This window comes from Citrobacter sp. LUTT5, from assembly GCF_009905315.1.
GTDB classification, from domain to species: domain Bacteria; phylum Pseudomonadota; class Gammaproteobacteria; order Enterobacterales; family Enterobacteriaceae; genus Citrobacter; species Citrobacter freundii.
In genome coordinates, this window is record NZ_CP047606.1 from 2,482,390 (window position 1) to 2,509,362 (window position 26,973).

The window sequence follows — 26,973 nt, forward strand, 5'->3', positions numbered from 1 at the left end:
GACTCCTTATTATTATATTGGGGTACAGAAAGAGACGTTATGGTTTCAGGGCAAAACGCAGTTGATGCTCTCTGCGTTGCTGGATGTACTCCTTGCGCGAATCATCCCAGCGATAAAATCCCTGACCGCTGCGTAAACCGGTATCACCGTTGGCTACCTTGTCAGCGACCAACGACATCATCTCGCTGCCGGTTGCCAGTTCCGGGAGCAGATGCCGACAAATATCCTGCACCGTAGAGAGTCCGGTCATATCTGCCGCTTCCAGCGGGCCAACCATCGCATAGCGACGTCCGAGCGAGGCGCGCATGACCTGATCCACCACCTCTGCGCTGGCGATGCCGCTTTTAACGATATGAAGCGCTTCACGCAGCAAAGCAAACTGCAGTCGATTGCCGACAAACCCTGGTGCGGCGCGATCGAGCACGACGGCTTCCAGTTGCATCGAGAGCAGCAACTGTTGCAGCTCACGCAGGTATTCCGCTTTGGTGGCGGTGCCGGGGACAATTTCGACCAGCGGAATAAAATGTGGCGGGTGCCAGAAATGGGCGATGAGCAGCCGCTCAGGATGGACGAGCTTTTCTGCCAGCGCATCCGGCGGCAGGCCGCTGGTATTACTGGCAATGACGGCCTCAGGCGCGATCAGATCTTCCAGTTGCGCATACAACGCGTGCTTGAGCTCGAGCCGCTCCGGGATCGCTTCAATCAGTAACCCGCACGCAGCAATCTCCGGTAGCGAAGTCGTACCGTGCAGACGACTCACAACCTGTTCTTTTTCGTCTGCGGCAAACTGTTCGGCGGTAATCAGCTCATCCAGAATACCGCTGGCAACGGCGCTAATTTCTGCAATTCGGCTGCTATCGGTGTCATACAGCCAGATATCGTGACCATAACGGGCGAAGTGGGTGGCAATACCGACCCCCATTAACCCCGCCCCCAGAACGCAGACAGGCTTACTTTGCATGAGAGACCTCCTGCAAACGCTCTACCGCCAGCGCTACGCCCTGACCGCCGCCTACGCACAGCGTAGCCAGCCCTTTGGTCGCGTTACTGCGGGCCATTTCGTGCAACAGTGTCACCAGGATTCGGCAACCAGATGCACCGATGGGATGGCCCAGCGCAATCGCGCCGCCATTTACGTTCACCCGGTCGCTGTCCCAGTTCAGGGATTCGCCAACCGCCAGCGCTTGTGCGGCAAAGGCTTCGTTGGCCTCAATGAGATCGACATCATTCAACGTCCAGCCCGCTCGCTTCAGGCACTGGAGTGACGCTTCTACCGGCCCAAGGCCCATAATGGCGGGATCGACACCAGAAACCGCGTAGCCTGTTACCCGGGCAAGCACTGGCAAATTGAGTTCTGCGGCTTTGCCGGCGCTCATCAACATCACCGCGGCGGCACCATCATTGATGGATGATGCATTTCCGGCGGTCACCGTGCCGTTTCCTGGCCGAAATGCTGGTTTAAGTTGCGCCAGCTTGTCGGCCTGAGTATCCGGGCGAGGCTGTTCGTCACGGTCCACCACACGTGGCGGCTTTTTGCCTTGTGGAACGCTAACCGGCGTGATTTCCGCGCTAAAACGACCCGCTTCAATGGCGGCAGCGGCTTTTTGCTGGGAGCGCAGGGCAAAGAAGTCCTGCTGCTCACGACTGATTACGAACTTATCCGCCAGATTTTCGGCAGTAATACCCATGTGATAGTCGTTGAACGCATCCCACAGGCCGTCATGCACCACGCTGTCTTTCATACTGGCATGACCCAGCCGCAGGCCGGCCCGCGCGCCGTCGAGAAAATAGGGCGCATTGCTCATGCTCTCCTGACCTCCGGCAATCACGATTTGCGCATCGCCACAGCGAATTGCCTGTACCGCCTGATGCACCGCCTTCAGGCCAGAACCGCACACCAGATTAATAGTTAACGCCGGTGTGGTTGACGGCAGTCCTGCGCGTAACGCCGTTTGTCTGGCCGGATTCTGGCCGCAGCCTGTCGTGAGCACCTGACCTAAAATCACTTCATCAATTTGTTCAGGCGCCACAGCCGTTTTTTCCAGCAGCGAACGGACAACCGCTGTACCTAACTCCACGGCGGAAAGTGGTGCCAGCGCACCATGAAAACTGCCAATCGGGGTGCGCGTTGCCGCGACAATTACAACATCCTGCATGGTCAGCTCCTCAGTTAAATTGCATTTCGGGGACAGTTTCGGGCACGATCAGCTTGCCGGCGGTTCTGGCGACGATTTCATCCACACTGATACCCGGGGCGCGTTCACGCAGAATGAACGCCCCGTCGGCAATTTCCAGCAGAGCCAGGTCGGTCAGCACGCGTTTGATGCAGGCCACGCCGGTCAACGGCAGGGTGCAGGCAGGAAGCAGTTTGGACTCACCGCTTTTGGAAGCATGGGTCATTACCACGATGATGTTGTCGGCTCCGGCAACCAGGTCCATCGCGCCGCCCATGCCTTTCACCATTTTCCCGGGGATCATCCATGAGGCGATATTGCCGTTAACATCTACTTCAAACGCACCGAGCACCGTCAGATCAACGTGGCCGCCGCGGATCATGGCGAAGGATTGCGCAGAGTCGAAAATCGCCGCGCCTTTGCGCGCCGTCACGGTCTGTTTCCCGGCGTTAATCATGTCGGCATCAATTTCGTCTTCTGTGGGAAACGGCCCCATACCCAGCAAACCGTTCTCTGATTGCAGCATCACGTCCATGCCATCAGGGATATAATTTGCCACCAGAGTGGGAATGCCGATTCCAAGGTTGACGTAATAACCGTCGCGCAGCTCGCGGGCGACGCGCATCGCCATTTGTTCACGCGTTAACATGGTCAGGCTCCTTTCTGGCGCAGGGTGCGTTGTTCAATACGTTTTTCAAACTGCCCCTGAATAATGCGGTTAACGAAAATTCCGGGAGTGTGAATCGCTGCAGGGTCCAGTTCTCCGGGAGGGACAATCTCTTCGACTTCCACGACGGTAATGCGCCCGGCGGCAGCCATCAGCGGATTAAAGTTCTGTGCGGTGTGGCGATAGATGACGTTGCCGTACCAGTCGGCTTTCCAGCCTTTAACCAATGCAAAATCACCGGTTATCGCCTGTTCAAGGATGTAAGGGCGTCCGGCAAACTCGCGAACCTCTTTCCCTTCCGCTACGGGGGTTCCATATCCAGTCGCGGTAAAAAATGCCGGGATCCCCGCGCCGCCCGCGCGCAACTGCTCTGCCAGCGTACCCTGTGGCGTCAGGATGGCTTCCAGTTCGCCGCTAAGCACCTGCTTCTCAAACAGGGCGTTTTCCCCTACATAGGACGCGACCACTTTGCGCACCTGGCGCGTTTCCAGCAGTACGCCAAGGCCAAAGCCATCCACGCCACAGTTGTTTGATACAACGGTAAGTCCCTGTACTTCTCGACGGCGTACTTCGGTAATCAGGTTTTCAGGGATCCCACATAAACCAAAACCGCCCGCCAGCAGCGTCATGTTGTCGGTCAGTCCTTCCAGCGCCTCTTGATAAGTGGCAACACGTTTATCCAGTCCAGCCATACACTTGCCTCCCCAGTTGTCCTTGCCGACATCATTGGGGGTGAAAAATGATTTGTTAATTTTAAATTTGTGACTCACTCATTGGGTTTTTTTATCAATTTAATGTTAATTAAAGGTATTCAATAAGTTAAAGGAATGCGAAATGGGAATGAGCATCAAACAGTTACGCGCGTTTTTAGCGGTAGCTCACACTCTGAATTTTGCTCATGCCAGTGAAAGACTGAACATGTCGCAACCCGCATTAAGCCTGGCGATTAAAGGACTGGAAGATTCGCTGGGCGGGGCGTTGCTGTTGAGAACCACCCGCAAAGTGACTCTGACGCAGGAGGGAGAAACGCTGCTGAATATGGGGCGACAGTTGCTGGCGGACTGGGAGAATACGGAAGAAGCCATGCGCCAACGCTTTACGCTGCAGCGTGGTAAAATCTCGATCGCCGCCATGCCCTCATTTGCCGCTAACGTCCTGCCATCGGTACTGAAAACGTTTCGTGATTCTTATTCTGGTATCAACGTAACGGTTCATGATGTGATCAATGAACACGTGATTGAAATGGTCAGTGAAGGGCGGGTCGAGATGGGCATAGCCTTCGAGCCGGACTATTCGGGACATCTGCATTTCACGCCGCTCGGCGTGGATCGTTTTATCGCGATTGTGCCGCCAACCTGTCGGCTGGCAGACAGGGATCGTATTGCATGGCGCGAACTGCTGACGCTGGATTTCATCACCTTGCAACGTCCGTCAGCCGTGCGGCTGATGCTGGAAGAACAACTGGTGCAAAGCGGACATACGCTGGAAGTAGCGCTGGAGAGCCATCAATTAGTAACCGTTGGCCGTCTGGTGGCTAACGGTCTGGGCGGTAGCGCCGTACCTGCACTATGCCGCACGCAAATGGCAGAGTTAGGCGCAACCTGTATCGATCTGGATACGCCGGTGATCCAGCGTCGGATCGGGGTTTTGCGTTCAGCACATCATAAATTATCTACTGCTTCCGAGGTGCTGGTGGATTCACTGAAAAAGGCGTATCGCACCTGACTTTCTCAACGGCTCAGGTCATGTAACCGCCCGCCAGCAGCGAACGTCACATCCGGTATCACTTTTCAGTAATGCCTGTTTTTTCTCACAACCGTGGGTTGCCAATGGACATCTGTCACGGAAAAAGCATCCCTGGGGCAACGTTCGGTTTCCCGGTAGCTCGGTTTTACGTAACACCAAATCTTCCGTCAGTGGCGCGCCCGTTTTAGGGACAGAGTCCAGCAATAACCGTGTGTACGGATGGGCGGGGTGAGTGAGAACGTGTTGAGCATCGCCCAGCTCAACAATTTGCCCGAGGTACATCACCGCCACACGGTCGCTCATATGGCGGACCACCGACACGTTATGCGATATCAATACGTAGGTCAGATTTCTGCGCGCCTGAAGTGACACCAGAAGATTGAGAATTTGCGCCTGCACAGAGATATCCAGTGCTGAAGTGGGCTCATCGAGGACGATAACATCCGGCTCTGACGATAGCGCCCGGGCGATGGCAATACGCTGGCGTTGTCCACCGGAAAACGCATGCGGCAGACGGTCGAGATATTCCGGGCGGATGCCTACCTGTTGGGCTAAATCTTCAGCAAGCATGCGGCGCTCACGTTCCGGACTTCGTTTTTGGATCCATACCGGCTCAGTGATCGTGCGCCACACCGGTAAGCGAGGATCCAGCGATGAAAGAGGGTCCTGAAAGACCATTTGCATACCGTTATGCTGTTTATCACCACGGCGAGAATAGCTTCCCTGGCTGGGTTTCAGCATGCCCATCAGCAGTTGCGCCAGCGTACTTTTTCCACAACCGGATTCGCCAACAATCCCCAGCGTTTCACCCTGGCGAATCTGTAAATCCAGACCGTTGAGCGCATGCACCCGTTCCGTAACCTTGCCAAGCCAGTTTTTACGCGCAGGAAAGTTGACATGAACATCCTGCAGCGCCAGAAAAAAATCAGACATGTGTTGTCTCCAGTTGTGGATACCAGCAGGCAGATTGTTGATCTACGCCTCCCTGACTACTTAACGCAGGCGTTTCTTCACAACGAGGACCAGCGGCAAAGCAGCGCTCACGAAATGCGCATCCGGCAGGTAAGCAGGTTAGGTTCGGTACGGTGCCGGGGATCGCAGGTAACAATGCGCGTGGTTCGCCGTGTTCCGGCGCGCATTTCAGCAAGCCGATGGAATAGGGATGCGTCGGACGTTGAATAACGGTTTGCGTCGGGCCACTCTCAATCACGCTCCCGGCATACATGACGTACAACCGGTCGCATAACTGTGAAACCACCGCCATATCATGACTGATAAATAACACGGCTGTTCCGCTGGCCCGTGCTTTTAACTTCAGCAAACGCAGCACCTGCAGTTGCACCGTGACGTCCAGCGCGGTGGTCGGTTCATCGGCAATAATAAGCTCTGGCTCGCACGAAAAGGCCAGCGCAATCATCACGCGTTGGCGCATCCCGCCGGAAAGCTCAAACGGAAATCGTTTCATGACCTCCGGCGCGTCCGGGATTTGCATCTCTTCGAGTAGAGCGACGGCTTTATGACGGGCATCCGTGCGGCTTAACGCCTGGTGATGGCGGATTACCTCCACCATTTGCTGGCCGATACGCCGGGTCGGATTCAGTGCCGTCATGGGCTCCTGAAAGATCATCGCGACGCGTGCGCCGCGCCATTGGCGCATTTGTTTCTCACTGGCGTTGAGCACATCTTCACCCAGCAGTGAAACGCGTCCCTGGTGAATACGATAGCTTCCCTCCGGAAGCAGACGCATGGTGAGCATGGCGGTCACGGACTTACCGGAACCGGATTCACCCACCACACCAACGATTTCTCCGCGGTTGATATGTAACGATACATGGTTCAGTGCATGCACCTCAGCTTTATAGCCGGGGAAACTCAAATGTAAGTCTTCGATTTCCAGTACGGGTTGTGTCATGACTGTTTTCCTCCGGCTTTCGGATCCAGCAGATCGCGAATACCATCGCCAAAGAGATTGAAGCCCACGGCGGTAATCAGAATGGCCGCGCCGGGAAAAGCGCAATACCACCACTGATCAAGCACATAATTGCGGCCAATTGCGACCATCGCGCCCCACTCAGCGCTGGGTTGCTGCGCACCCAGACCGATAAACCCGAGCGTGGCAGCCATCAGGATCGCACTGCCGATATCCAGCGATGCCTGCACAATGAGTGGCGGCAGAGAATTGCGTAAAATGTGCCAGCTAATCAGATGCCAGCGTGAAGCGCCGTAGGTCCGGGCAGCCTGTACATAGCTAAACTGGCGCACCACTAACGTCTGACCGCGGGCGAGGCGCACATAGAAAGGGATACGGACGATGGCAATCGCCAGCATGGCGTTAAACAGGCTGGGGCCCAGCGCGGCGGCCAACGCCATCGTCAGCACCAGCGAAGGAATGGACAGCATAATGTCCATCATCCGCATAATTATCGCGTCGGCGCGCCCGCCCATGACACCCGACAAGCAGCCCAGCAGTGATCCCAATCCCCCGGCGATACCCACCACCACCAGACCCGCAACGACCGACTGCTGACTTCCTACCAGAACGCGGCTGAACAGATCGCGGCCAACTTCATCGGTACCAAACCAGTGAGCGGCTGACGGGGGCAGCAGGCGCGCACTCAAATTGATGGCATTAGGATCGTGTGGCGTTATCCACGGCGACAGCACCATCAGCAGCAGTATCAATACGATGATGACCCCGCCAACCAGCGTCAGCGGGCTACTTTTCATCATCCAGAACAGTTTGGCCCAGTCCGTGCGGCGGCGTGCTGTCTGAGGGGCGGTCGGCGTTTCTTGTGTGAGCATCATTCAGCACCTCCACGTCCAATTCGAGGATCTATCCACAAATAGAGCAAATCCACCACCAGGTTGACCAGCACATAGGCGAACGAGACCACCACGGCAAATCCCATTACCGCCGGGAAGTCGAGTGCCTGAATTGAGGTCACCACCCAAGCGCCCATGCCTGGCCAGGCAAAGACCGTTTCGGTCAATACCGCACCGTAGAGCAGATCGCCCAGCGCCAGGCCGAGGACGGTGATTGATGGGATGAGAGCGTTAGGCAATGCATAGCACAGCACGATGTACCAGCCCGGTAACCCGCTGGCGCGGGCGGTACGAATGTAATCTTCACTCAGTTGCTCCAGCATGGCGGAACGAATCTGGCGGGCAACGATCCCAAGATGTACAAAAGCCAGTGTCAGCGACGGCAAAATCAGGTGCTGAAGCGCATTGAAAAAGACTTCGCCGTTGCCTTCCAGCAGTGCATCAATCAGGTAGAACCCGGTGACGTGAGCAGGTGGATCCAGCCAGTCGTCTAAACGTCCACCGCCGGGTAAAATTTGCAGATGACCGTAAAACAGCACGATAACCCCCAGCCCCAGCCAGAATGCTGGCGTGGAGATACCGGTAATTGCCATTAGCCGAACAAGGTGATCAAGCCAGCGGTTACGCCAGACCGCAGATAAAATACCCAGCGGGATACCTATCACCAGCGCCAGCAACAAAGAGCAGAAAGCCAGCTCAAGGGTAGCGGGGAAGAAAATGCGCAGTTCATCCAGTACCGGACGCCCGGTGCGAATGGAGGTGCCTAAATCGCCGTGAAAAATGTCGCTGACATAGCGAAAAAACTGGACATACAGCGGTTGATTCAGCCCCAGCTGTTGGCGAATATTTTCGACAATTTCATCGCTGGCGCGGTCGCCCGCCAACAGCCGTGCGGGGTCGCCAGGTATCAGATGTGAAATAATAAAGGTGATTACGCAAACACCGATAACCACCAGAATAAGTCCCCAGCATCGCTGGCGCAAAATACTCCAGAACGTCATTAGCTTCCCCTTGCGGAGCCAGAGCGGCTCCGCGTAAACGTGGCTTATTTACTCATGGTGGAGATATTGAAGACCTGTTCCAGCATGGGGTTGAATACAAATCCTTTGACGTCTTTGTTCATCGCCAACTGATAGTTTTTCTGGAATAAATAGACGTAGGCCGCTTCATCAATCACGATGGTTTGCGCCTGCTGGTAGTCATTGGTTCTGGCCACCTGATCGGTCGTAGCCAGCGCGCTACGTAGCAGCTTATCGACCTCACTGTTTTCATAGAACGAACGGTTACCCGGCAAGCCTTTCTTATCTGACTCAAACCAGTAGTTCATAAACATGTACGGGTCGGCAAAATCCGGACTCCAGTTGCCAATGGCAATGTCATAATCGCCTTTGCCCACGCGGTCACGCATGGTGGCGTTCGCCAGTTTTTCCAGCTTCACCTTAATGCCCAGTTTGCCAAGGCTTGCCTGGGTAGCAAGCGCGATAGGTTCCCAGTTTGGATCATTATCTGAGTACAGGAAGCTCAGGCTTTCAGGTTTGGTGGCAACTTTGTCCCACGCTGCTTTGGCTTTGGCTTCATCGAAGCTGTACTGCATGGCCTTATCGTCAAAACCCCACATGCCTTCGGGGATTGGGCCACGCATTTGCTTTCCATTGCCGCTCAGGATCCCGTTGACCATGCCTTTATAATCGGTGGCCCACGAGATAGCGCGGCGTAAATCCACCTGATTGAGCGGGGCCTTACTGTTGTTGAGATACAGATAAGTCACGCGCAATGAGGGATAATCCGCCACGTTCACTTTGCCTTCCTGTTTTAAAGCAGCAAGCTGGTCAACAGGAAGCGCATCGGCAATGTCGATATCGCCACGGGACAGTTGCAGGCGACGGGAGGCGCTTTCACCAATGATTTTGACTGAGACGCGCTTAAACGTCGGTTTTGTACCGGCATAATGCGGGTTAGGCACCAGCACCAGTTGTTGTCCCTTTTGCCAACTCTTCAGCATGAAGGGACCAGATCCTGCCGTGTTCTGCGCCAGGAATCCGCGGGCGTCGTCTGCGGCATGCTCTTTTAAGATGGCCGGGTTAATGATTGAGGCACCGTCATTTGCCAGCGTATACAGAAACGGAGCAAACGGCTGGCTGAGGGTAAACTTCACCGTGGTGTTATCAATGGCCTCAACCTTCAGATCTTTCGGGAAAGCCTCCGCAGGTCCCTGACCAATCTTGAGCAAACGTTCGAAGGATTGCTTTACCGCATCAGCCGTCACCGGTGTTCCGTCGGCGAATTTGGCATCGTTTTTCAGGGTAAACGTCCACTCTTTCTGGTCGTCCGAGGCTTTCCAGCCGCTGGCTAAATCGCCTTCAACTTCCGTGGAACCTTTACCACCATCTGTTTTGTACTGAACCAACCGCTGGTAAGAGGGATAGGTGACCGTCCAGTCATTGTTATCTATGGTCACAGCGGGATCGAGCGTCTGCGGATCGGCGGCTTTACCAATCACTAACATATCTTTGGGAACAGCAGCCTGCGCGGCGGGCAGGGCTACCGCTAACGCAACGGCTATCAGAGCGGGGCGGAAAAAAGCGTTTAACGCAGGTGTAGTCTTCATAACCAGGCTCCAGAATTAAAGGGGATGTTGTGTTGTTATAGACGTGACAGTGTAACAATCCATTTGATCGTCAAGCAGCGGGTAACGGGCGGCATCAGGTAATTCAAAATGCCACCATTCGCTGTTAATACCGACAAAACCACCACCAAACATAATGGCATTGAGCAGCAGGCGGTTACGCTGCGCTGCCGGAGGAACAGACGGATGCCAGGCATGGGAACGGTCGTGCATTTCATCAAAACCGGCCCCCATATCAAGGAGATGGCCGCGATCGTCCATCAACGTGACGTCAATTGCCGTACCCCGACTGTGATTGGAACCAATGGCAACATCGACAACATATTGCGGGTCGGGACAGGCATTCCACAGTATCGCCTGCGCCTGCTGGGGGCGATACGCGTCGTACACCACCAGCGACAAGCCCGCCAGTTGCGCAATGCTGATGCTTTTTGCCAGCGCGGTTACCGCCTCGGTGTGCAACAGGCAACGCGCTTCCCTGTAGATAGGTGCGCCGGTAATGTTGTCGGCAGTAGCGTATTTAAGATCGATATGCAGCGACGGAAATATCACCGACAGATCGACCAGTTCTGGGAGTTCTGACATAGCACGTTTCCTGTTTATTGTTCGAATTGACCAAATTGTTGTTGTAACTGGCGATTAGTTTGCAGGCGTCCTGCGAGGGCGTCACCCAGTTGCGCCACCACCGCAGAAAGTAATAAGTTGAACAGACAGCTCACCGGTGCCAGTGAGTCCCAGAAATGTCCGGTGTCGGTTTTTACCTGAAGCAAATCAATGGAATAATCCCTGGCCCATGGGCACCACACATCGGTAATTAGCGCCAGCGGAATGCAGCGTTCAGTGGCGACACGGCAATATTGTCGCGAAATAGCGGAGTAGGCGCGCATATCGGTAATAACCACGTAAGGCTGGCTGAATCCCGAGTTCAGCGACTCTACCCAACTGCCGGAAAGGCCTTCGGAGTAGCTGACTTTAGGTCGCAGATATTCCAGGTGACTAAAAAAGGCGTTAGCGATCCCGCGTGTGGACTGGATCCCGAGGATGTACACGGCTTCCGCATGCGCCAACTGCTGTGCAATGCGTAGAAACGTCTCACCCTGAGCAAGTTGGTAGACGTGGGTAATGGCGTCGATTTCCAGTAACAGCGACTGGTGTGCCCGATCTGGCAGGCTTTGTTGCTGGTGCCAGGAATCCAGTCGTTCATTCATTCCCCAGGGCTGATACGGAACTACAGGCAGCTCACGCAGACTGGCTTTTGCATCCTCCAGGTTACGAAAGCCCAGTTTACGCAGATAACGTCCGACGGTAATGCCGCTGGTTCCGGTTGCTTTCGCGATGCCATCCGCGGTTTCAAATGGGATCTGCACAGCATGGGCTAACAGCCACCCAGCCACGCGCTTTTCGCTGGGCGTCAGCTGGCTAAAGGTTTGCTCTATGCGGGTAAATAACTCTGGTTTGGCTGTCATTACCTTCTCGCTGTTAGTTGTCTGTCAGATTCCGTATCTCTGTTAGCGAATTAACAATGCACGACGCGTGCCATGTCAGTAACAGCAGCATGCTGGCTGTTTTTGTTAAAATTCAGCTCAAATTCGTTAACTAATGATCAACATTTGTGCAGCGTAGTTCAGTTTTGGTGCAACGGCAGAGGAAGCGGGGTATGAATCTGCTGATTTCGTCGGAACGATCACATTGTGGGCAACATTTATCCCTAAGACATAAGAATCAGTAATTGAAAATATAAATTTCAGCCATATCAATAACACCAATCTTTATTCTTATGACTATAAGGGTATTATTTTTCACGAGCTACATTAACGGTGTTAAGCGCAAGTGTAGATATTATTTATATTATACATGGAGTACTACAATGAATAAATTCTCCCTTTCTACAGCAGGTATTCTGGTCGCAGCGCTGTTAACCAGTGTCAGCGTCAATGCAGCAACAGATAACGCTAAAACTGAAGTGACTCCGAAAGGCATGAACTGTCAGGAGTTTATTGATTTGAACCCACAAACTATGGCTCCGGTGGCCTTCTGGGTGCTCAATGAAGACGAAGACTTCAAAGGTGGCGATTACGTAGACTATAACGAAACCGTTACGACTGCAGTTCCTCTGACCGTTGAACTTTGTAAGAAACATCCGCAGAGCGAATTAAGTAAAATAAAAGACGAAATCAAAAAAGAATTATCTAAATAAAATTAATCCGTTATTAAAACCCAGCCAAAGTGCTGGGTTTTGTTATTTGTGACATTGTCACTTTTTTCTTTTGCAATACTTAAGAAATCTTTATAAAGATATAAACGCCTGTGCCGATACTGGATAAAAGTTAGCCTTTTGCAGAAGGAGTTTGTATGGCCTGGTATCCTACTCGTATTTCAACGCGTTTAACCATCGGCGGCATTCTGCTGCTTGCAGTAACGACTATTGTTATCGTGGTGATTATGCTCTGGCGTGGTCAGCCGCGCGTCGTTGAAATCAACACCGCCCTGATCGAAGAAACAGGGCAAGGTTTAACCCGTCAGTTGAGTACCGTATTGTCCCGAATTGAAGGTGAGACTGTCAGCCTGTCGCGACTGGCTGAAGTGTTGCCTAACGATGAATCTCTGTATCAAAGCGTCGTTCCGCATCTGATTGGTGAAGGTAAAGACTCGATTATTACCGGCGGCGGCATCTGGCCAGAACCAGACGCCTTCACCGCAGGTGTGGAGAAAAGAAGCTTTTTCTGGGCGCGTAATGCCGAAGGGAAGCTTGTCTATTCCAACGATTATAACGTCGAAGGATCAAGCGGATACCACAATGAAAGCTGGTATCAGCACGCCAAAGGGCAATCACAAAACAACTGCCTATGGTCTGATGTTTACCAGGATGCCAGTTCAGGCGTCAACATGGTGACATGCAGCGTGCCTTATCAGCAGGCGGGCAAGTTTGCCGGTGTCGCTACCACCGATATCCGTCTGGATAACGTCGCAACTTTCATGCAGCAGCAGGGCAACAGTACTGGCGGTTACGCGTTTGTGGTAGACAAGCAGGGACAAATTCTCTATTTCCCGCAGGCCGACCTGGCCAAACATAAAACCATTAACGATCTGGCGCAAAGCGCGCAGTGGCTTATCCCGGTGCAAAATGGTCTGAAATCTTTGCGCCCGACAGATGGGGTGAAGACCATAACGCTGGAAAATGATCTCGTCCTGAATACAGCGTCACAGGTCATGCTGTTCCCGATGCCAGATACCGGCTGGGTCGTAGGGCTTGTGACACCAGAATCACGTATTGTCGGTCTTGCCAAAGTGATGATGCAGGACGTTCTGGAGGTATTGATCCCTATCATGACGCTGTTGCTGGTGGGATCATGGCTGGTGGTTCGTCGACTAATCTCACGTCTCGATGATACTCGTCAGGCTCTTGATGACATCGCGCAGGGAGAAGGTGATCTTACCCGTCGTCTGGATGTTCGCGGCAAAGATGAGATTTCGGCTATCGCCGAGGCGTTTAACCTGTTCGTCGATAAAATCTCGGCCATCCTGATCACCGTCAGAAGCAGTAGCACAGTGGTGGCGAATAACGCCGTTAGCCTGGCTGACAGTAATATGGAGCTTTCATCTCGCGTAACGCAGCAGGCCGCTGCGCTGGAAGAGAGTTCAGCGGCTATGGAGCAGTTAAATGCGACCGTTCATCAAAACGCCAGTAATACACAGTTGGCGGATGAGCTATCCGATAACACAGCGCAAACGGCCAACCGTTGCGGTGATGTGATGCAAGGCGTTATCTCTACGATGGATAATGTCAGCGCCTCATCCGGCAGAATGGTGGAAATTGTCGCAGTCATCGACAGCATTGCGTTCCAGACCAATATTCTCGCCCTGAATGCCGCGGTTGAAGCCGCCAGAGCGGGTGATGCTGGCAGAGGGTTTGCCGTCGTGGCCTCCGAAGTGCGCACGCTGGCTCAGCGCAGTGCCACCGCCGCCCAGGAAATTAAAGCGTTGATTGATGAATCCGTTTCTCATGTTGGTAGCGGAAGTCAGCAAATTCACACTGCCGGCGAACGTCTGGGAGAACTGGTCAGCAATGTGCGTCAGGTACGCCAGTTGATGGGGGAAATACGCGTTGCGGGTGAAGAACAGCGTAAAGGTGTTTCCGAAGTTACGCTCGCAGTTACCGAAATGGACAGCACCGTTCAGCAGAATGCCTCGTTAATTGATGATGCCGCAGCACGGACGCAGGCGCTGAAAGAGGAGGCGGAACAGCTGGCATTGCTGGTCTCTTCTTTCAGATTACCTGAGCCTTCCGTTGCCTGTTAACCACATCCTATCCGGGTACAGATCTTGTGCCCGGATAATTCCAGTATAATGGTGCTTAAGCACGATTTATTGATTTAACTCCTCTTTATTGTGTCTTACAAAACTTTGAATCATTCTCCGCTTAACTCTATAATATTGGGTGTAAAGTCGTTTTTATTCCAATAAGAGCCAATATTATGGATTTAATGCTCAATACAGCAGCCGATATCGTCAAACTACTTTGCGACAGATTGCGTAAGGAACGGCTCGCGCAGCAAATGACGCAGGCAGATGTTGCCGCGCGTTCAGGTGTCGGTGTGAATACCGTTTCGAATCTGGAGGCCGGTAAAAATGTAGGATTTGAGAATCTGGTCAAAGTCGCGATGGTGTTAGGCTATGGTGACGCGCTGGAGGGCTTATTCAAACCCAGGATCGACAGTCTGGATGATATTTTGCGTTACGAGAAGAGCGCGGCGCGCCAGCGGGTGAAAAGGAAAAATACTGATGCCTGAGCAAGTCGATGTCTTTTATGAAGGCTGGGGTGAAAAATGGTTGTGGGGAAAACTGGTGTCTTCCTCAGCCCTGACCGGACGCCCGTTGATCGCCTTTGAATACAGTGAAGACGCTATACGTAAGGGGCTGGAGCTGTCCCGGTTAAGGTTACCGCTGAACGGTCCTCGTTTACGCAGGGATTTCCCGGCTCATCAGTTGGGATTACCAGGACCCGTGTACGATTCGCTACCTGATGGTTGGGGTATGCTGTTGATGGATCGTTTATTTAAACGCCGTGGACTCAACGCAGCGCGCATAGGACCTCTGGAGAGATTAACCTGGGTCGGCAATAACGCAATGGGCGCCATGACGTTCCGGCCCGTTCAGTCAGATGCCGAGACACTTTCAAAAGAGGATGTTCCTCTCGAACAACTGGCATCTGAGGTTCAGGAAGTCCTGAGCGGCGAAGGCGGGGAATTCTTGCAAAAACTGCTCCAGATGGGCGGTTCACCGCAAGGGGCCAGGCCAAAAGCGTTACTTTATCGTGACAGTGTCACGTCAAAGTTCACCACTGCGCCTCTCCCGGGGAGCGAAAGCTGGTTGATTAAATTTCCTGCCAGGCATGAGCATGCTGAGGTATGTGCCATCGAAGCGGTATATGCTGAATGTTTGCGGCAATGTGGGATCACTACGCCTGATACCGCGTATTTTAATCTGCCTGACGGGCAGGCGGCATTTGCTACCCGCCGTTTCGACCGTGACCAGTCGGTCCGTATTCCTATGCAGAGCCTGGCGGCATTTACCGGTGCAAATTACCAGATACCCGGTGCTTTAGATTACCGGGATTTTCTGCGCGCCACACAGATTTGTACCAATGATGTCAGAGAAAAAGCGAAAGCGTTCGAACGCGTGGTTTTCAACGTGGCATTTAACAACCGTGATGACCATCCCAAAAACTTTGCCTATTTAATGTCAGCCGCAGGAAACTGGACTTTGGCTCCGGCTTACGACGTGACCTGGTGCGAAGGACCCGGCGGGTATCACCAAATGGACGTGCTGGGAGAAGCGCTGGATATCGAAAGAAAGCACCTGCAGCAGCTTGGCATACAGGAAGCTGAGCTATCAGCTGAGCATGTGAACGCTATAATCGACAAGATCTGCCACCATGCAACAGCGCTAGGCGTTACAGCCAAAGACAAATACGCCGATCAGATAACACAAACTACGCTGAATACGATACAGAAACAGATTAATGAAAATGTCCGCAGGTTAATGTCCCTGTGATCCAGAGACAGCCGCTACACTTAGCGAAGAATTAAATCTGAGCGAGGCAACGTTATGGCTGAATTTGTCGTGAATATGCTGAAAAACACGCCAGTTTGGGTGTATCTGCTGTTTGCCTTTCTACTGTATCGAGGGATTAAAGCCAGAACACCTGCCACTGTCACGCTGGAAAAGCTGGCGCTGATCCCCGCTATTTTTTTAGTCTGGGATATCTACGATTTAATCACTTATCGCGACCCGACCCTCATTACGTATATTCAGTGGGCGATAGGTATCCTCAGCGGCGCAATCATTGGCTACATATTAATTAACCCCGGTCGTTTGAGCCGCAGTAGCGCACCACGGAGTATTCACCGTCCGGCAGATTATTCCGCATTGCCATTTATGCTGATGGCATTCGGCGTTAAGTACGTACTTGGCGTACTTAACGCCATTTCCCCCGACGTTTTACGTCAACCCGCAATGAGCGCCCTGGCTATCATTACTGGCGGCATGTTCGCCGGAATTTTTGTGGGGAAATTTACCCGCTACGTGAGCGTCTGGCTCAGGCTTCCCGCTCAGAACAACCATTAACGTCCCCAACGATTGCGAATATAGGTCACAGCTTCCTGCGTTTGCGGTTGATTAAGGTAATCTTCGCGAAACAGGATCGTGCCGTTAATGTACGGTTCGGTCTCGTTTAAATCGAGCTGCTTTTTCAGTTCCGGCACACCGCCTTTGACCGTCCAGTCTGGCTCTTTTCTCGATGGTTCACCGACTTTATACAGCGCTACACCAATGTAGAGGCGAGTGTTGGTTGATTTCACTACATCTGCCCACCATTTTGCCAGTACATCGTAGCGCGCTGCGTCGCGGGCAAAAGGCCAGTAGAGTTGCGGTGCGATGTAATCCAGCAAGCCTTGTTGCACCCAACGGCGGGTGTCGGCATAAGACTCATCATACGCTGCCGCACCGCGCGTGTCGGAGCCCGCTGGATCGTGCGAACGGTTGCGCCATACGCCCGCAGGGCTGACACCGAATTCAACCTCAGGCTTGAGTTTCTTGATAGTCCGTGATACCTGGGCAATCAGCCGTTGCGTGTTATCTCGGCGCCAGTCAGCTTTGGAAGCGAATCCCTGGCCGTATCTTCTGAACGTCTGGCTGTCATTGAGCGCAGAGCCGGGAGACTCGGTATAGAAGTAATCATCAAACTGCACACCGTCAACAGGGTAATTCTCAACCACTTCCGCCACGATGCTGGTTATCCAGTCACGCACTTCGGGAATACCGGGGTCTAACACAAAACGCTCGCCCGCGGTGCGGATCCAGTCCCGATGCAGGACGTATACGCTGGACGGTGTTTGTGACAGCGTGCTGTTTAATTCAGTGACCGTCGAAGGTTTGGTGTTTACAGACACGCGATAGGGGTTAAGCCAGGCATGAACTTTCATGCCGCGCTTATGCGCTTCATCGAGCATAAACTGCAGCGGATCGTAACCCGGATCCTGACCAATCCTACCGGTCAGGGTATCTGACCATGGCAAGATTTTAGACTGCCACAACGCGGTGGCATCAGGTTTCACCTGGAAAAAAACGGTGTTAATACCAAGTCGTTTCAGGTTGTCCAGCTTATCCGTCAGCGCTTTTTGCTGCAGGCTGATGCGTACAGCAGGTGAACTGATGTTTACAGATGAGATCGGCGGCCAGTCAAGACGTGAAACCGTCGCCAGCCAGATCCCACGCACTGGCTCCTTGCTCTGCTGAGGTTTGCTCACCGGAGGTTGCGGAGTGGTTTTGGGGCTGGGCGGTTGTGAAGAACAGCTGCCAAGTAACAACATACTGCCCACAAGTACAGCAAACCATTTCATGTTGGTCAGCGGTAGTCTGGCTCGAGAACGGGCGAGAATCTTCGCCAGTTTTTTCTGATAATTTCCTGAAAAGAAACCGGATGCTGCCATCTGATTTTGCTCTTATTTCTTCTTATTGCGGCTGTTAGCCCAGGGATCGAAGGCCGGTTCGGGAGTGTTATTTGAGGCCTGGTCATGTAGAGAGTCCAGGTACAGTGCTTCTACTTCTGCCCGTGCCCACGGCGTACGGCGCAGAAACTTCAAACTGGATTTAACGCTCGGTTCATTTTTAAAGCAGTTGATATTAATGCGTTGCGCCAGCTCAGCCCAACCATAACGTTCAACCAGGGCATTGACCTGCATTTCTAGCGTCACGCCATGTAAAGGGTCTTTAGAATTATGAGCATTCATATGAAGTCCAGTTCAGTGGTTCCAGATTTTGTCAGTAGTGAGACGGGAAGAAGGTTACAAGAAAGCAAAGCTGCCAGCAACGGCAGAAAGCGGTATGGCGCGACAAGCCGTACGTCATACCGGCAATGGATGGATCAATACTCTTTAAAAGCCAGTTCCAGACGGGCAATCAACGGTTTAAACAGGTAGCTCATCAGGGTTCGTTCACCGGTCTTGATCGTCACGCTGGCGGGCATTCCCGCTTTAATTTTGTAATCGCCCAGCAAACGCGCGCCCTCTGCTGAAACCTGTACTTCCGCAAGGTAGTAAGGCTGCTGAGTGGCTTCATCAATTAAACGGTCCGCAGAGATAGTCAGAACCTGGGCCGGAACCGAAGGTAACAGCGCATGGTTAAGGGCAGGGAACAGCACATCAACAGTTAAACCGGGGACCAGTTTATCAATGGCATGTACGGGTATTTTGGCATCAATTTGCATCGGTTGTCCGGCGGCGACGATATCCATCAAATGTTCTCCAGGCTGAATGACGCCGCCCACGGTACTGACTTTAACATCCAGCACAATACCGTTAATCGGTGAGCGGATCTCGGTGTTATCCAGCTCATGACGCGTTGATACCAATTCATCCTCCAGTATTGCCACTTCTTTTTGGTTTTCCGTCAGTTCAGACTCAACTTCACGTAAATATTGATGACGCACCTGATAGGCTTTAATTTTTAATTCGTTCTGCTGCGATTTCAGTTTGGCAATGTTAAGAATATCTTCTGAAACGCTGCCAGATATTTCTGCTGCCTCGCGCTCCAGCACCAGTAATTGTGCTTTGGGGTAATAGTTTTTTTCGCTCAGCGCCCGAATAGCCCCTAACTCCCGGTTAATCAGAGAAAACTGGTGGTCGCGATAGCCTTTTATTTTATTGAGATTATCCGTCTGTCCAACCAGACCATCGAGCGTCTCCTGAATCATCGACAGTTCATCCTGAATCGTTTTGCGACGAGTATCGAAAAGTTTAGCCTGCAGATTTCTGACTTCTGATAGCCGTTTATTGCCAGAGAATTGCTGCGTCAGCGTAGTATTAAAGCGGATCACATCCAGGTCATCGCGTTCTGCTAACAGACGATCTTCGATACTTTTTGCAGAAATATACTGGGCATTCAACGCGCTGAAACGCATTTCAAGCTGCATTTTATCCAACCGGACGAGGACCTGATTTTTCTTCACGAAGTCGCCTTCTTTGATAAAGATATCGGTTACCCGACCGCCGCTCAGATGCTGAATGGTTTTGCGGTTACTCGATACGGTAACCGTACCATCGGCGACCACGCCCGCATCTAACGGAGCTTGCACTGCCCAGAGGATAAAACTACCGACACCAAGCACAATGACGATCACGCCCCGGATAATCGGCGACCAGATATTGGTATCTACGCCAGCAGAGGCCGTGTTGTGGGGGTTCTTTTTCATCATCAAGCCTCACGTTGCTGTTCAGTCGTGGATGGAGAAGGCGTAGCCACCGGTTTCAGTACGTTGGCCTGACGCAAATGGGCAAAAACCTGATCGCGGGTACCAAACTCCTGTATAACGCCATCGTTAAGCAGCAAAACCTTATTGACCACGCCGAGCAGCGTCGGGCGGTGTGAGATAATGACTGTGGTTTGTCCCTGGGTACGCAGAGCATTGATGGCTTTAACGAGTGCAAATTCGCCCGCGTCGTCAAGATTGGCATTCGGTTCATCAAGCACGATAAACGCAGGATTGTTATACACGGCGCGCGCCAGCCCGATGCGCTGTCGCTGCCCACCGGAGAGCTGGTATCCACCTGCGCCCAGCAGAGTGTCATAACCTTGCGGCAAGCGCAGGATCATCTCATGAACGCCTGCCAGTAATGCGGCGGCGACGATAAGCTCACTGTCATTCTGCGCGAAGCGGGCAATGTTTTGTGCGATGGTACCGTCAAACAGTTCCACATCCTGCGGCAGATAGCCAATAGACGGGCCCAGCAGCGCTTTATCCCACTGGCATATATCTGCGCCATCTAATCTGACTTTCCCTGATAACGGTTTCCAGACACCAACCAGAACCTTTGCCAGCGAGGTTTTTCCTGAGGCTGAAGGGCCGATAATTCCCAGCACTTCACCTTGCTCCAGCTGGAATGAGATATTACGCAGTAGCGGAGAAGGCTGGCCGGGGGCTGCAGCGAAGACGCTTTCGACGCTGATGTTGCCATTCGGACGCGGCAGGGTCAGTACCTCTTTCGGCGCCGGATACTCCTTCAGCAAGGTTGAGAGCTGATGCCACGCGCTACGAAACTGCACGAACTGTTTCCAGCTGCCAATGACTTGTTCTACCGGGTTGAGGACGCGGCCAAGAATGATCGAGGCGGCAATCATCAAGCCCGGGGTAATATGGCCGCCGATCACCAGTAAAGCCCCGGCGCCCAGCGCAATCGACTGCAGCAATACCCGCACAAAGCGGCTGAGACTGCTTAACCCGGTCGTTTTGTCGGCAATCTGTGTTTGTAGCGCCAGCACTTTGTTATGTTGCTCCTGCCAGTTGGACTTCAGGGTCGAAAGCATCCCCATCGCTTCAATGGCATCGGCGTTTTGCAGCTGTTTATTCAGTTTACTGGCATTGTTAATGGTTAAGGCGTGCGCTTGCTGAATCGGGCGCTTGGTAGAGATTTCAGATACCAGCGTCAGAATAAATAATAACGTTATTCCGCCGAGAGAAAGATATCCCAGCAGGGGATGGACCAAAAAGGCGATGAACAGATATATCGGCGTCCAGGGAATATCCAGTAAGGCGAACAGACTATTCCCGGAAAGAAACTGACGGATCTGATCCAGTTCGGCTAAAGATTGCGCCGGGTTGTTATCACCGGTAACCATCTTTCTTTTAAAGGCTGCGTTAAAGACCAGCTGACTTAGCTTTATATCCAGCCTGTTGCCAAGCCTGACCATAACCTGCGCGCGGGCAGATTCAATCATGGCAATAACGATGTACAAGCCGACAATCAATAAGGTTAACATTAACAGCGTGGTGGTATTTTTACTGACCAGCACACGATCGTAAACCTGTAGCATATAAATTGCCGGCGCCAGCATAAGCATATTAATCACACAACTAAAAAACAGCAACATCAGAAAAGTGGGTTTCGTTCCCTTTAATGCATCATTCAGTTCTGTTGGCGTATGCTGGCGCGACATAGTCTTCTCCTTATACGATCAATGAACTATTGCCATTGTTGCTGGCAAGGGTAGTGGGCATTTCCAGATAAAAGTCACCAATATTCACGGTGGTCGAATTGACGCCCACCAATGTGATGGTGTCTGTACCGATAGTCACAATGGTGTTGCCATTGTTTCCGGTGATAGACACGCTGCTGGCAAAATTACCCGCGTTGATACCTAACAAGACGAGATCAAGGAAGTCCTGCCCGCCGTTGGGGTTACTGTCAAAACCGGTAATTCGGTCCTGCCCAAAGTTGGCCCCAAAGGCGAAGATGTCGCTCCCGGTACCACCGTCCAGAATGTCGTTACCTTCCTGACCATTGAGAATATCGTCCCCACTACCGCCGGAGAGGGTATCCGCGCCCGCACCGCCAATCATGACATCGTTGCCAACACCACCTTGCAGGTTATCAGCGCCATCTCCGCCATCGAGGAAGTCATTCCCGATACCACCAAACAACTGGTCGTTACCGCCCATACCAAACAGATAGTCGTTACCAGAACCGCCCGTGATGGTATTTGCAATGGCATTACCGGTACCGATAAAACTGCCGCTGCCGGTAAATACCAGTTCTTCCACGTTATCGGTGAGGTCGTAGCTGCTGAGGCTGGTTCGGACAACGTCCGTACCGCTATTCACACCTTCGATAACCACATCACCGAAATCATCAACGATGTAGGTATCATCGCCCGCGCCGCCGGTCATACTGTCGGCACCAAGCCCGCCATCAAGCGTGTCGTTACCGGCATCACCTTGCAGAATATCTTGTCCCGCCTGACCAGAGAGGCTGTCGTTTCCAGCACCGCCGATGAGCAGATCGTCACCTGCACCGCCAAGTAAGGTGTCATTACCGCCTTCACCGCGCAGGATATCGCTCCAGGCAGTACCGACGAGGGTGTTAACCCCGTTGGTACCAACAATCAGATCGCCTACAGGCTGGGTGGTGGTCGACGTCAGGACAACAGGGGGGTTGCCTTCATCGTCGACGACGGTAACGACCACCTGCAACGTTCTGCCGACCATAGCCTGGCCCGGCGTATAGGTAGCGGATGTCGCACCGTTAATGTTGACGAATCCGGTTGGCGAACTCATTCTCCATTGATAAGTGAAATTACCGCCGCTCAGACCATCAGCGTCAGAAATGCCTGAAACCACCGCTGTCAGCGTCAGGCTTTCAGTTGGGGTGAGGTCGTTAATTACTGGCACACCGGTCGTGGCCTGATTGCGCGGGAGGATTGCCTGAGTTTGTGCCGACACCAGGGTTTCAGCGTCACCCATGCGGTCGTTAAAACTGGCGACCACACGCAACGGTGCGCCCTGAATAGCGCCAGGCACTCTGAACTCAACGCCTGTTGCCTGATCTCGCCATTGGCCGTTGACGAATGCCTGCCAGGTCATAGTGATGGCCACATCCGCCGCCAGCCCGTTACCATCCAGCAAGTTCGCCACGTTGACGCGCAGCAGGTCACCCACCGAAGGATTAGGATTGCTGATGGTCAGATCGCCCGTCGCTTGTTGCCCCGTCACCCACAGCTGCTTCCCATCGCCAAACTCCAGTTTTTCGATGTTCAACAGACGATCGATGCCATCATTCAGGTTCAGCGCGGCATCCGGCGTAGCGTGATCGACGCGCAGGCTACCGTCCGCCATACGGGTAAAGACATAGTTGCTGCTGACATCACGGTACACCGCGACGTCAGTTTCCGTGCCGTTACCTTCATGCAGAATTTCGCGTACAATCGACAGTTGATTCGGTTTCAGCGTGCCGGCCAGCATGTACGATTTCAGTTCGGCCATACCTTCGGCGCTGGTGAGTCCCGGCATACCCGTAACGGCAATACGAACGTTGAGCCACGCATCACCATCAATGATATCGTTACCAGCTTTACCCATGATGCGGTCGCTACCACCACCACCGAGTAAAATATCGCTACCATCATCAGGGTTCAGTAGCACCGCGTCCGGATTTGTAGAACGCTCTACGCCGAGAATAGCCTGTAGACCGTTGATCCGGTCCGCACCTTCCTGGGTCAGGTTGTTAGAGAGGGGAACGCCCTGAACAGGCGCAGTACCTATCGGCTGTTCTGTTCCGGTCAGGATATCGTCGTGTTTCCAGCCCGACAGCCCTTCAACAAGATCAAAACGGTCGCGTAGAATAAACTCCTGCTGGTTGACGAAAATAGGGATCCCAAGGTCAGAGTTAGCGCCATTTGGGTCGCCTTTATGGATAGCCCAGTCGAAACCGGCCATGCCATTATTGCGCTGGATCCCCGCGCCCTGAACCATGATGTCGTCACCGGCTTCGCCATCGTAGTCGGTGTCGTTACCCTGACCGTTGAGGACATCGTGACCGATAATGGTACTGTTGAAGAACAGCTCAGAGTTGTCACCCGCCAGCGTGTCAAACCCGTCGCCGCCTTCCAGCCAGTCATCGCCTTCGTTGCCCATCAGGAAATCACCACCCGAGCCACCAAGCGCAAAGTCGTTATCCTGACCCGAGAAGACCTCCTGCGCATCTTCGCCGACCACCACGAAGTCGCTGCCGCTGCCACCAAAGACCAAATCGTTTCCGTTACCGGAAAAGATAACGTCATGTCCGGCATCGCCATGCAGGAAGTCCGCATCACCAACAGGCGTTCCGGTATCGGTAATAATGTCATCACCGTCACCGCCATGGACCACATCTGCTTCGTCACCGCCGTCCAGTCGGTCATCACCGCCATCGCCCCACAGGCTGTCGATCCCTTTACCGCCGATTAACGTATCGTTGCCTGCCGTCCCACCAAGCACCACATGCCCATCGCCGGTATATTTCAGATACCCACCATCGGCAAAACTATCGCCGTCAACATCCGCCCCTGGGTCGCGACGCACCAACAACGGCGAGAGCAGATCTTTCAGCGGATTACCCCATTTCGGGTCGATTTCCGTTTGCAGCACGCGGTTCACTTCAAAAATATGGTCCGGTGTCTGGAACAGATTAGCGGGCAGGTGGGAGGAACCCTCATCACCAAGATCGCTGTTACGCATTACCAGCGCGGAAAACGAGTTGGCCTCCAGTTCATTGAGTAAGTTCAGCCCCTGAACGCGGCTCAGATAGTAGAAACGATCACCGTCCTGAAGCATTTCCATTTGTGTTTCAAAGACGAAGTTGAAGGTTGAGCCGAGCATGCCGCCAAATTCATTTTTGCGCTCAGCCAGCCCGCCAATCCAGAAATCGACCATATTCAGACCGGTCTCTTTGGTCGCCCACGCTCCGGTACTGTTAAAGAAATCCATCGCATCCGCAGGCGGGGAATTGTTTGCATCACCAAATAACAGGAAGTTAACCGCTGCGCGCTTACCTTCAAGGCTGGTAGCGTTAAGGATCAGTTCGTGCTGGCCATAGGCGGCCATAAAGTTAATGATTGAAGCGGGATTTTTCAGGTAGGTAGTGAAGTCAGCCCAACTGGTATAAGGCTTTAGTTGGCTATCGCCGCTTAAAGCAAAAAACTGCTCGCGGGCCTGGTTCAGCGTCGGCATTGCGGTGTCACGGCCACGGGCTATATTAAGCGCGCCTAAATCGAGGGGCAGGCCGATGAGATTATTACGCAGAGCATCGGTAATAAATTCATCAATTTCGTTACCCACCTGACGCGTCATACCACGCACTATTGCGCCGATAGCCTGATCGTCCGTGACGGTGGCCCCGTTGATTTGATTAAATGCTACCGGATTCAGGAATGCTGAAATCAGGTCAATATCACCGCTTTGCATATCAATGTCGGTACGCGCCACGGTTTCTGTCAGCATTGAATGCCCAAAACGGTAAACAACATGCGCAAACTCTGCAAAGATCAGCGGGTTAATATCCGCCGTGTTGGAGAAGACAAACGGATCGACGGCAGGTTGTACGGTACGGGCAAACTCCTCGAATACGAGGTGCTGATATTGCATTTCCGTGGAGAAGCGGCCTGCCTGGAATAAGTACTCACCGTTCCATACCAGAGTATTGGTATCGGCAGGTAATTCCGTGATTTGGTGGTTGGGCATCAACCACTGGTTAATGAGGTCGATATCGCCGGTTTCCAGCAGAGTGGTTTTATACTGCTCAACCAGGCGGTTATGCTCGCTGTGAAAAACGGCGTGCACCGCAGTTAAACCTATATTTTCGTTCCCGCGCCCGTCACCGGTGATAAAGTGGCGATCGAGCAGTTCGTTATCATAGGTTCCTGCCGGTTGCGGTCCTTCTCCGCCGATGGCGTTGTCATCATCTGCCAGCAGACCAGCTTTTGGCGCGGCAGTATGAGCGATGTCATCCAGAAACGCATGACCGGTGCGGAACGTCTCCGCGGGTAACAGGCCTCCGTTGGCTTCAACCAGCCCCCCGGTGGTAACAATCTGTACCTTTCCGTTTTCACTTAAAATCAAATTACCGTAGCGATCCGTTGCCAGCAGGGGAACATTAAACACGTCCTGATCGGTAAGTTTAATGCCAAGCAGGGTTTCAGCCTGGTTTTTAACGTCGGCCCAGGTCGCCAGTCCGCCGTTCGCACCACCCAATAAATTCCCGGTAGGCTCAGGTTTCCCATCAATAATGACGTATTCGCGGATGAAAATTTGATGTGAAGGATGGGAGGTGTAGGTTTGGTTTTGGTCGATGAAGGGGGTCGTCAGGTTTACTGTCTCTCGATTTTCATCCACCGTTGCCCGGGTTAATAGCATAAAGTTTGTCGACGACCCTTCAACATATAAAGGGTCATCGGGCTGGAGCGGAATGAAAACGATACCGTTGCCTCCTTTCGGAATCAGATCCAGACCATGGTCGAAAAACTGGCCAAAGAAGGTCATCCAGCCGTTAAAAGCAGGGGAGAGACCGATATCGGGAGACTGATTGGGAATGGATAAGCTGCCATCCCCAGTAACAGTCCCGCCGCCGGGCGCATCTTTTAATGCGTTAAAAGCCTCCAGCGCGGCCGGGTTTGAGGCCGTCTGGTCTGAAATTAAATTGCTAATTATTCGTGGGTCGGCATCAATAACAGTGCCACCAATTTGGATATAACTGGTCATTTGATCCGCATCCTGCCAGTTTAATGCGGTTAATCTCGGCATTGTCTGATCGGCAGAGCCGTATAATTCCTGACCTGGTAAAAGGTTATTCCATGAGCCATCTACCGTGCGAAGTCCATAGGGCAAGAGTGGGCTGGAGACTAATTCCCGAAGCATTTCAGCATTAACGCTCCCGTCTGGGTTAGTTGCCGCTTCGGATATTTTGATCTGCTTAAGAATAAAAGCAAGATCGTGCAGGGTGACAGTAAAGTCATATTGTGAGGCCATAAGTCATTACCCCTATCTTTACTTGTATTAGCTATCATCATTCGTTCTCATGTTTATAAAAAACATGTGAGAATGAGTCGTATTTAGTGCTTGATTGTTATTG

Annotated in this window: 22 protein-coding genes; 6 read left to right on the top strand and 16 right to left on the bottom strand. The window is 52.8% G+C overall.

All coding sequences use genetic code 11. From position 1 onward, the window contains the following. Nucleotides 1-37 precede the first annotated feature (37 nt). The 4 genes from GUC46_RS11865 to GUC46_RS11880 are packed head-to-tail and all read right to left on the bottom strand — an operon-like array spanning nucleotide 38 to nucleotide 3,533. The gene (locus GUC46_RS11865; protein ID WP_016150252.1) at nucleotides 38-961 is read right to left on the bottom strand and encodes a 3-hydroxyacyl-CoA dehydrogenase family protein; all 924 of its coding nucleotides are present in this window, start codon (nucleotides 959-961) and stop codon (nucleotides 38-40) included. Further along, nucleotides 951-2,156 (bottom strand): acetyl-CoA C-acetyltransferase, encoded by a 1,206-nt coding sequence (locus tag GUC46_RS11870; RefSeq protein ID WP_003843686.1) that lies wholly within the window; start codon nucleotides 2,154-2,156, stop codon nucleotides 951-953. Before GUC46_RS11870 ends, GUC46_RS11865 begins: the two co-directional genes overlap by 11 nt. Nucleotides 2,157-2,166: 10 nt before the next feature. Further along, a complete protein-coding gene (locus GUC46_RS11875; RefSeq protein ID WP_003020022.1) occupies nucleotides 2,167-2,823 on the bottom strand; it encodes a CoA transferase subunit B in 657 nt (218 codons plus the stop codon). A 2-nt stretch (nucleotides 2,824-2,825) separates the two neighbouring features. Then, nucleotides 2,826-3,533 (bottom strand): CoA transferase subunit A, encoded by a 708-nt coding sequence (locus tag GUC46_RS11880; protein ID WP_003020020.1) that lies wholly within the window; start codon nucleotides 3,531-3,533, stop codon nucleotides 2,826-2,828. 142 nt (nucleotides 3,534-3,675) lie between these two features. Between GUC46_RS11880 and GUC46_RS11885 the strand changes: the two genes are divergently transcribed. Further along, on the top strand, nucleotides 3,676-4,566 hold the full coding sequence (locus GUC46_RS11885) for a LysR family transcriptional regulator (RefSeq protein WP_115489509.1): 891 nt from the start codon (nucleotides 3,676-3,678) through the stop codon (nucleotides 4,564-4,566). A gap of 18 nt (nucleotides 4,567-4,584) precedes the next feature. Here GUC46_RS11885 and GUC46_RS11890 read toward each other — a convergent pair whose 3' ends face one another. Genes GUC46_RS11890 through GUC46_RS11920 form a run of 7 tightly spaced genes read right to left on the bottom strand, consistent with a single transcriptional unit; the run spans nucleotide 4,585 to nucleotide 11,502 of the window. Then, entirely contained in the window at nucleotides 4,585-5,520 is a 936-nt protein-coding gene (locus GUC46_RS11890; RefSeq protein ID WP_060854916.1) for an ABC transporter ATP-binding protein, read from the bottom strand. Beyond that, nucleotides 5,513-6,499, bottom strand: coding sequence for an ABC transporter ATP-binding protein (locus GUC46_RS11895; RefSeq protein WP_160180217.1), 987 nt, complete (start codon nucleotides 6,497-6,499; stop codon nucleotides 5,513-5,515). The genes GUC46_RS11890 and GUC46_RS11895 overlap by 8 nt, the downstream gene beginning before the upstream one ends. Next, nucleotides 6,496-7,392 carry a D,D-dipeptide ABC transporter permease gene (gene ddpC, locus GUC46_RS11900; protein ID WP_003020010.1) on the bottom strand — a complete coding sequence of 299 codons (897 nt, stop codon included), beginning with the start codon at nucleotides 7,390-7,392 and terminating at the stop codon, nucleotides 6,496-6,498. The genes GUC46_RS11895 and ddpC overlap by 4 nt, the downstream gene beginning before the upstream one ends. Next, nucleotides 7,389-8,411, bottom strand: a complete 1,023-nt coding sequence (locus tag GUC46_RS11905) for an ABC transporter permease (protein ID WP_032935738.1) — start codon at nucleotides 8,409-8,411, stop codon at nucleotides 7,389-7,391. The genes ddpC and GUC46_RS11905 overlap by 4 nt, the downstream gene beginning before the upstream one ends. 44 nt (nucleotides 8,412-8,455) lie before the next feature. Continuing rightward, nucleotides 8,456-10,018, bottom strand: a complete 1,563-nt coding sequence (locus tag GUC46_RS11910; RefSeq protein WP_003843680.1) for an ABC transporter substrate-binding protein — start codon at nucleotides 10,016-10,018, stop codon at nucleotides 8,456-8,458. A 15-nt stretch (nucleotides 10,019-10,033) separates the two neighbouring features. Further along, the gene (gene ddpX, locus GUC46_RS11915) at nucleotides 10,034-10,621 is read right to left on the bottom strand and encodes a D-alanyl-D-alanine dipeptidase (RefSeq protein WP_044710765.1); all 588 of its coding nucleotides are present in this window, start codon (nucleotides 10,619-10,621) and stop codon (nucleotides 10,034-10,036) included. A 14-nt stretch (nucleotides 10,622-10,635) separates the two neighbouring features. Then, on the bottom strand, nucleotides 10,636-11,502 hold the full coding sequence (locus tag GUC46_RS11920; protein WP_003020002.1) for a MurR/RpiR family transcriptional regulator: 867 nt from the start codon (nucleotides 11,500-11,502) through the stop codon (nucleotides 10,636-10,638). A gap of 401 nt (nucleotides 11,503-11,903) precedes the next feature. Between GUC46_RS11920 and hdeB the strand changes: the two genes are divergently transcribed. From hdeB to GUC46_RS11945, 5 genes are all read left to right on the top strand, one after another. Then, the gene (gene hdeB, locus GUC46_RS11925; protein ID WP_003019999.1) at nucleotides 11,904-12,233 is read left to right on the top strand and encodes an acid-activated periplasmic chaperone HdeB; all 330 of its coding nucleotides are present in this window, start codon (nucleotides 11,904-11,906) and stop codon (nucleotides 12,231-12,233) included. Between the two features lie 155 nt (nucleotides 12,234-12,388). Continuing rightward, entirely contained in the window at nucleotides 12,389-14,335 is a 1,947-nt protein-coding gene (locus GUC46_RS11930; RefSeq protein ID WP_044710762.1) for a methyl-accepting chemotaxis protein, read from the top strand. A 176-nt stretch (nucleotides 14,336-14,511) separates the two neighbouring features. Further along, on the top strand, nucleotides 14,512-14,826 hold the full coding sequence (locus GUC46_RS11935; RefSeq protein WP_044710761.1) for a helix-turn-helix domain-containing protein: 315 nt from the start codon (nucleotides 14,512-14,514) through the stop codon (nucleotides 14,824-14,826). Continuing rightward, on the top strand, nucleotides 14,819-16,090 hold the full coding sequence (locus GUC46_RS11940) for a type II toxin-antitoxin system HipA family toxin (RefSeq protein ID WP_044710759.1): 1,272 nt from the start codon (nucleotides 14,819-14,821) through the stop codon (nucleotides 16,088-16,090). The genes GUC46_RS11935 and GUC46_RS11940 overlap by 8 nt, the downstream gene beginning before the upstream one ends. Nucleotides 16,091-16,144: 54 nt before the next feature. Beyond that, nucleotides 16,145-16,663, top strand: coding sequence for a hypothetical protein (locus GUC46_RS11945; protein ID WP_003836260.1), 519 nt, complete (start codon nucleotides 16,145-16,147; stop codon nucleotides 16,661-16,663). Here GUC46_RS11945 and GUC46_RS11950 read toward each other — a convergent pair. The 5 genes from GUC46_RS11950 to GUC46_RS11970 all read right to left on the bottom strand — a co-directional run bounded on the left by GUC46_RS11950 (nucleotide 16,660) and on the right by GUC46_RS11970 (nucleotide 26,870). Beyond that, the gene (locus GUC46_RS11950) at nucleotides 16,660-18,027 is read right to left on the bottom strand and encodes a glycoside hydrolase family 10 protein (protein WP_058842654.1); all 1,368 of its coding nucleotides are present in this window, start codon (nucleotides 18,025-18,027) and stop codon (nucleotides 16,660-16,662) included. The genes GUC46_RS11945 and GUC46_RS11950 overlap by 4 nt on opposite strands. A 12-nt stretch (nucleotides 18,028-18,039) precedes the next feature. Beyond that, nucleotides 18,040-18,327, bottom strand: a complete 288-nt coding sequence (locus GUC46_RS11955) for a VF530 family DNA-binding protein (protein ID WP_003019974.1) — start codon at nucleotides 18,325-18,327, stop codon at nucleotides 18,040-18,042. A 134-nt stretch (nucleotides 18,328-18,461) separates the two neighbouring features. Next, nucleotides 18,462-19,790 carry an HlyD family type I secretion periplasmic adaptor subunit gene (locus GUC46_RS11960; RefSeq protein ID WP_171820668.1) on the bottom strand — a complete coding sequence of 443 codons (1,329 nt, stop codon included), beginning with the start codon at nucleotides 19,788-19,790 and terminating at the stop codon, nucleotides 18,462-18,464. Beyond that, entirely contained in the window at nucleotides 19,790-21,529 is a 1,740-nt protein-coding gene (locus tag GUC46_RS11965) for a type I secretion system permease/ATPase (protein WP_044710752.1), read from the bottom strand. The genes GUC46_RS11960 and GUC46_RS11965 overlap by 1 nt, the downstream gene beginning before the upstream one ends. A 10-nt stretch (nucleotides 21,530-21,539) precedes the next feature. Further along, nucleotides 21,540-26,870, bottom strand: a complete 5,331-nt coding sequence (locus tag GUC46_RS11970) for a peroxidase family protein (protein ID WP_058842653.1) — start codon at nucleotides 26,868-26,870, stop codon at nucleotides 21,540-21,542. Between the last annotated feature and the right edge of the window lie 103 nt (nucleotides 26,871-26,973).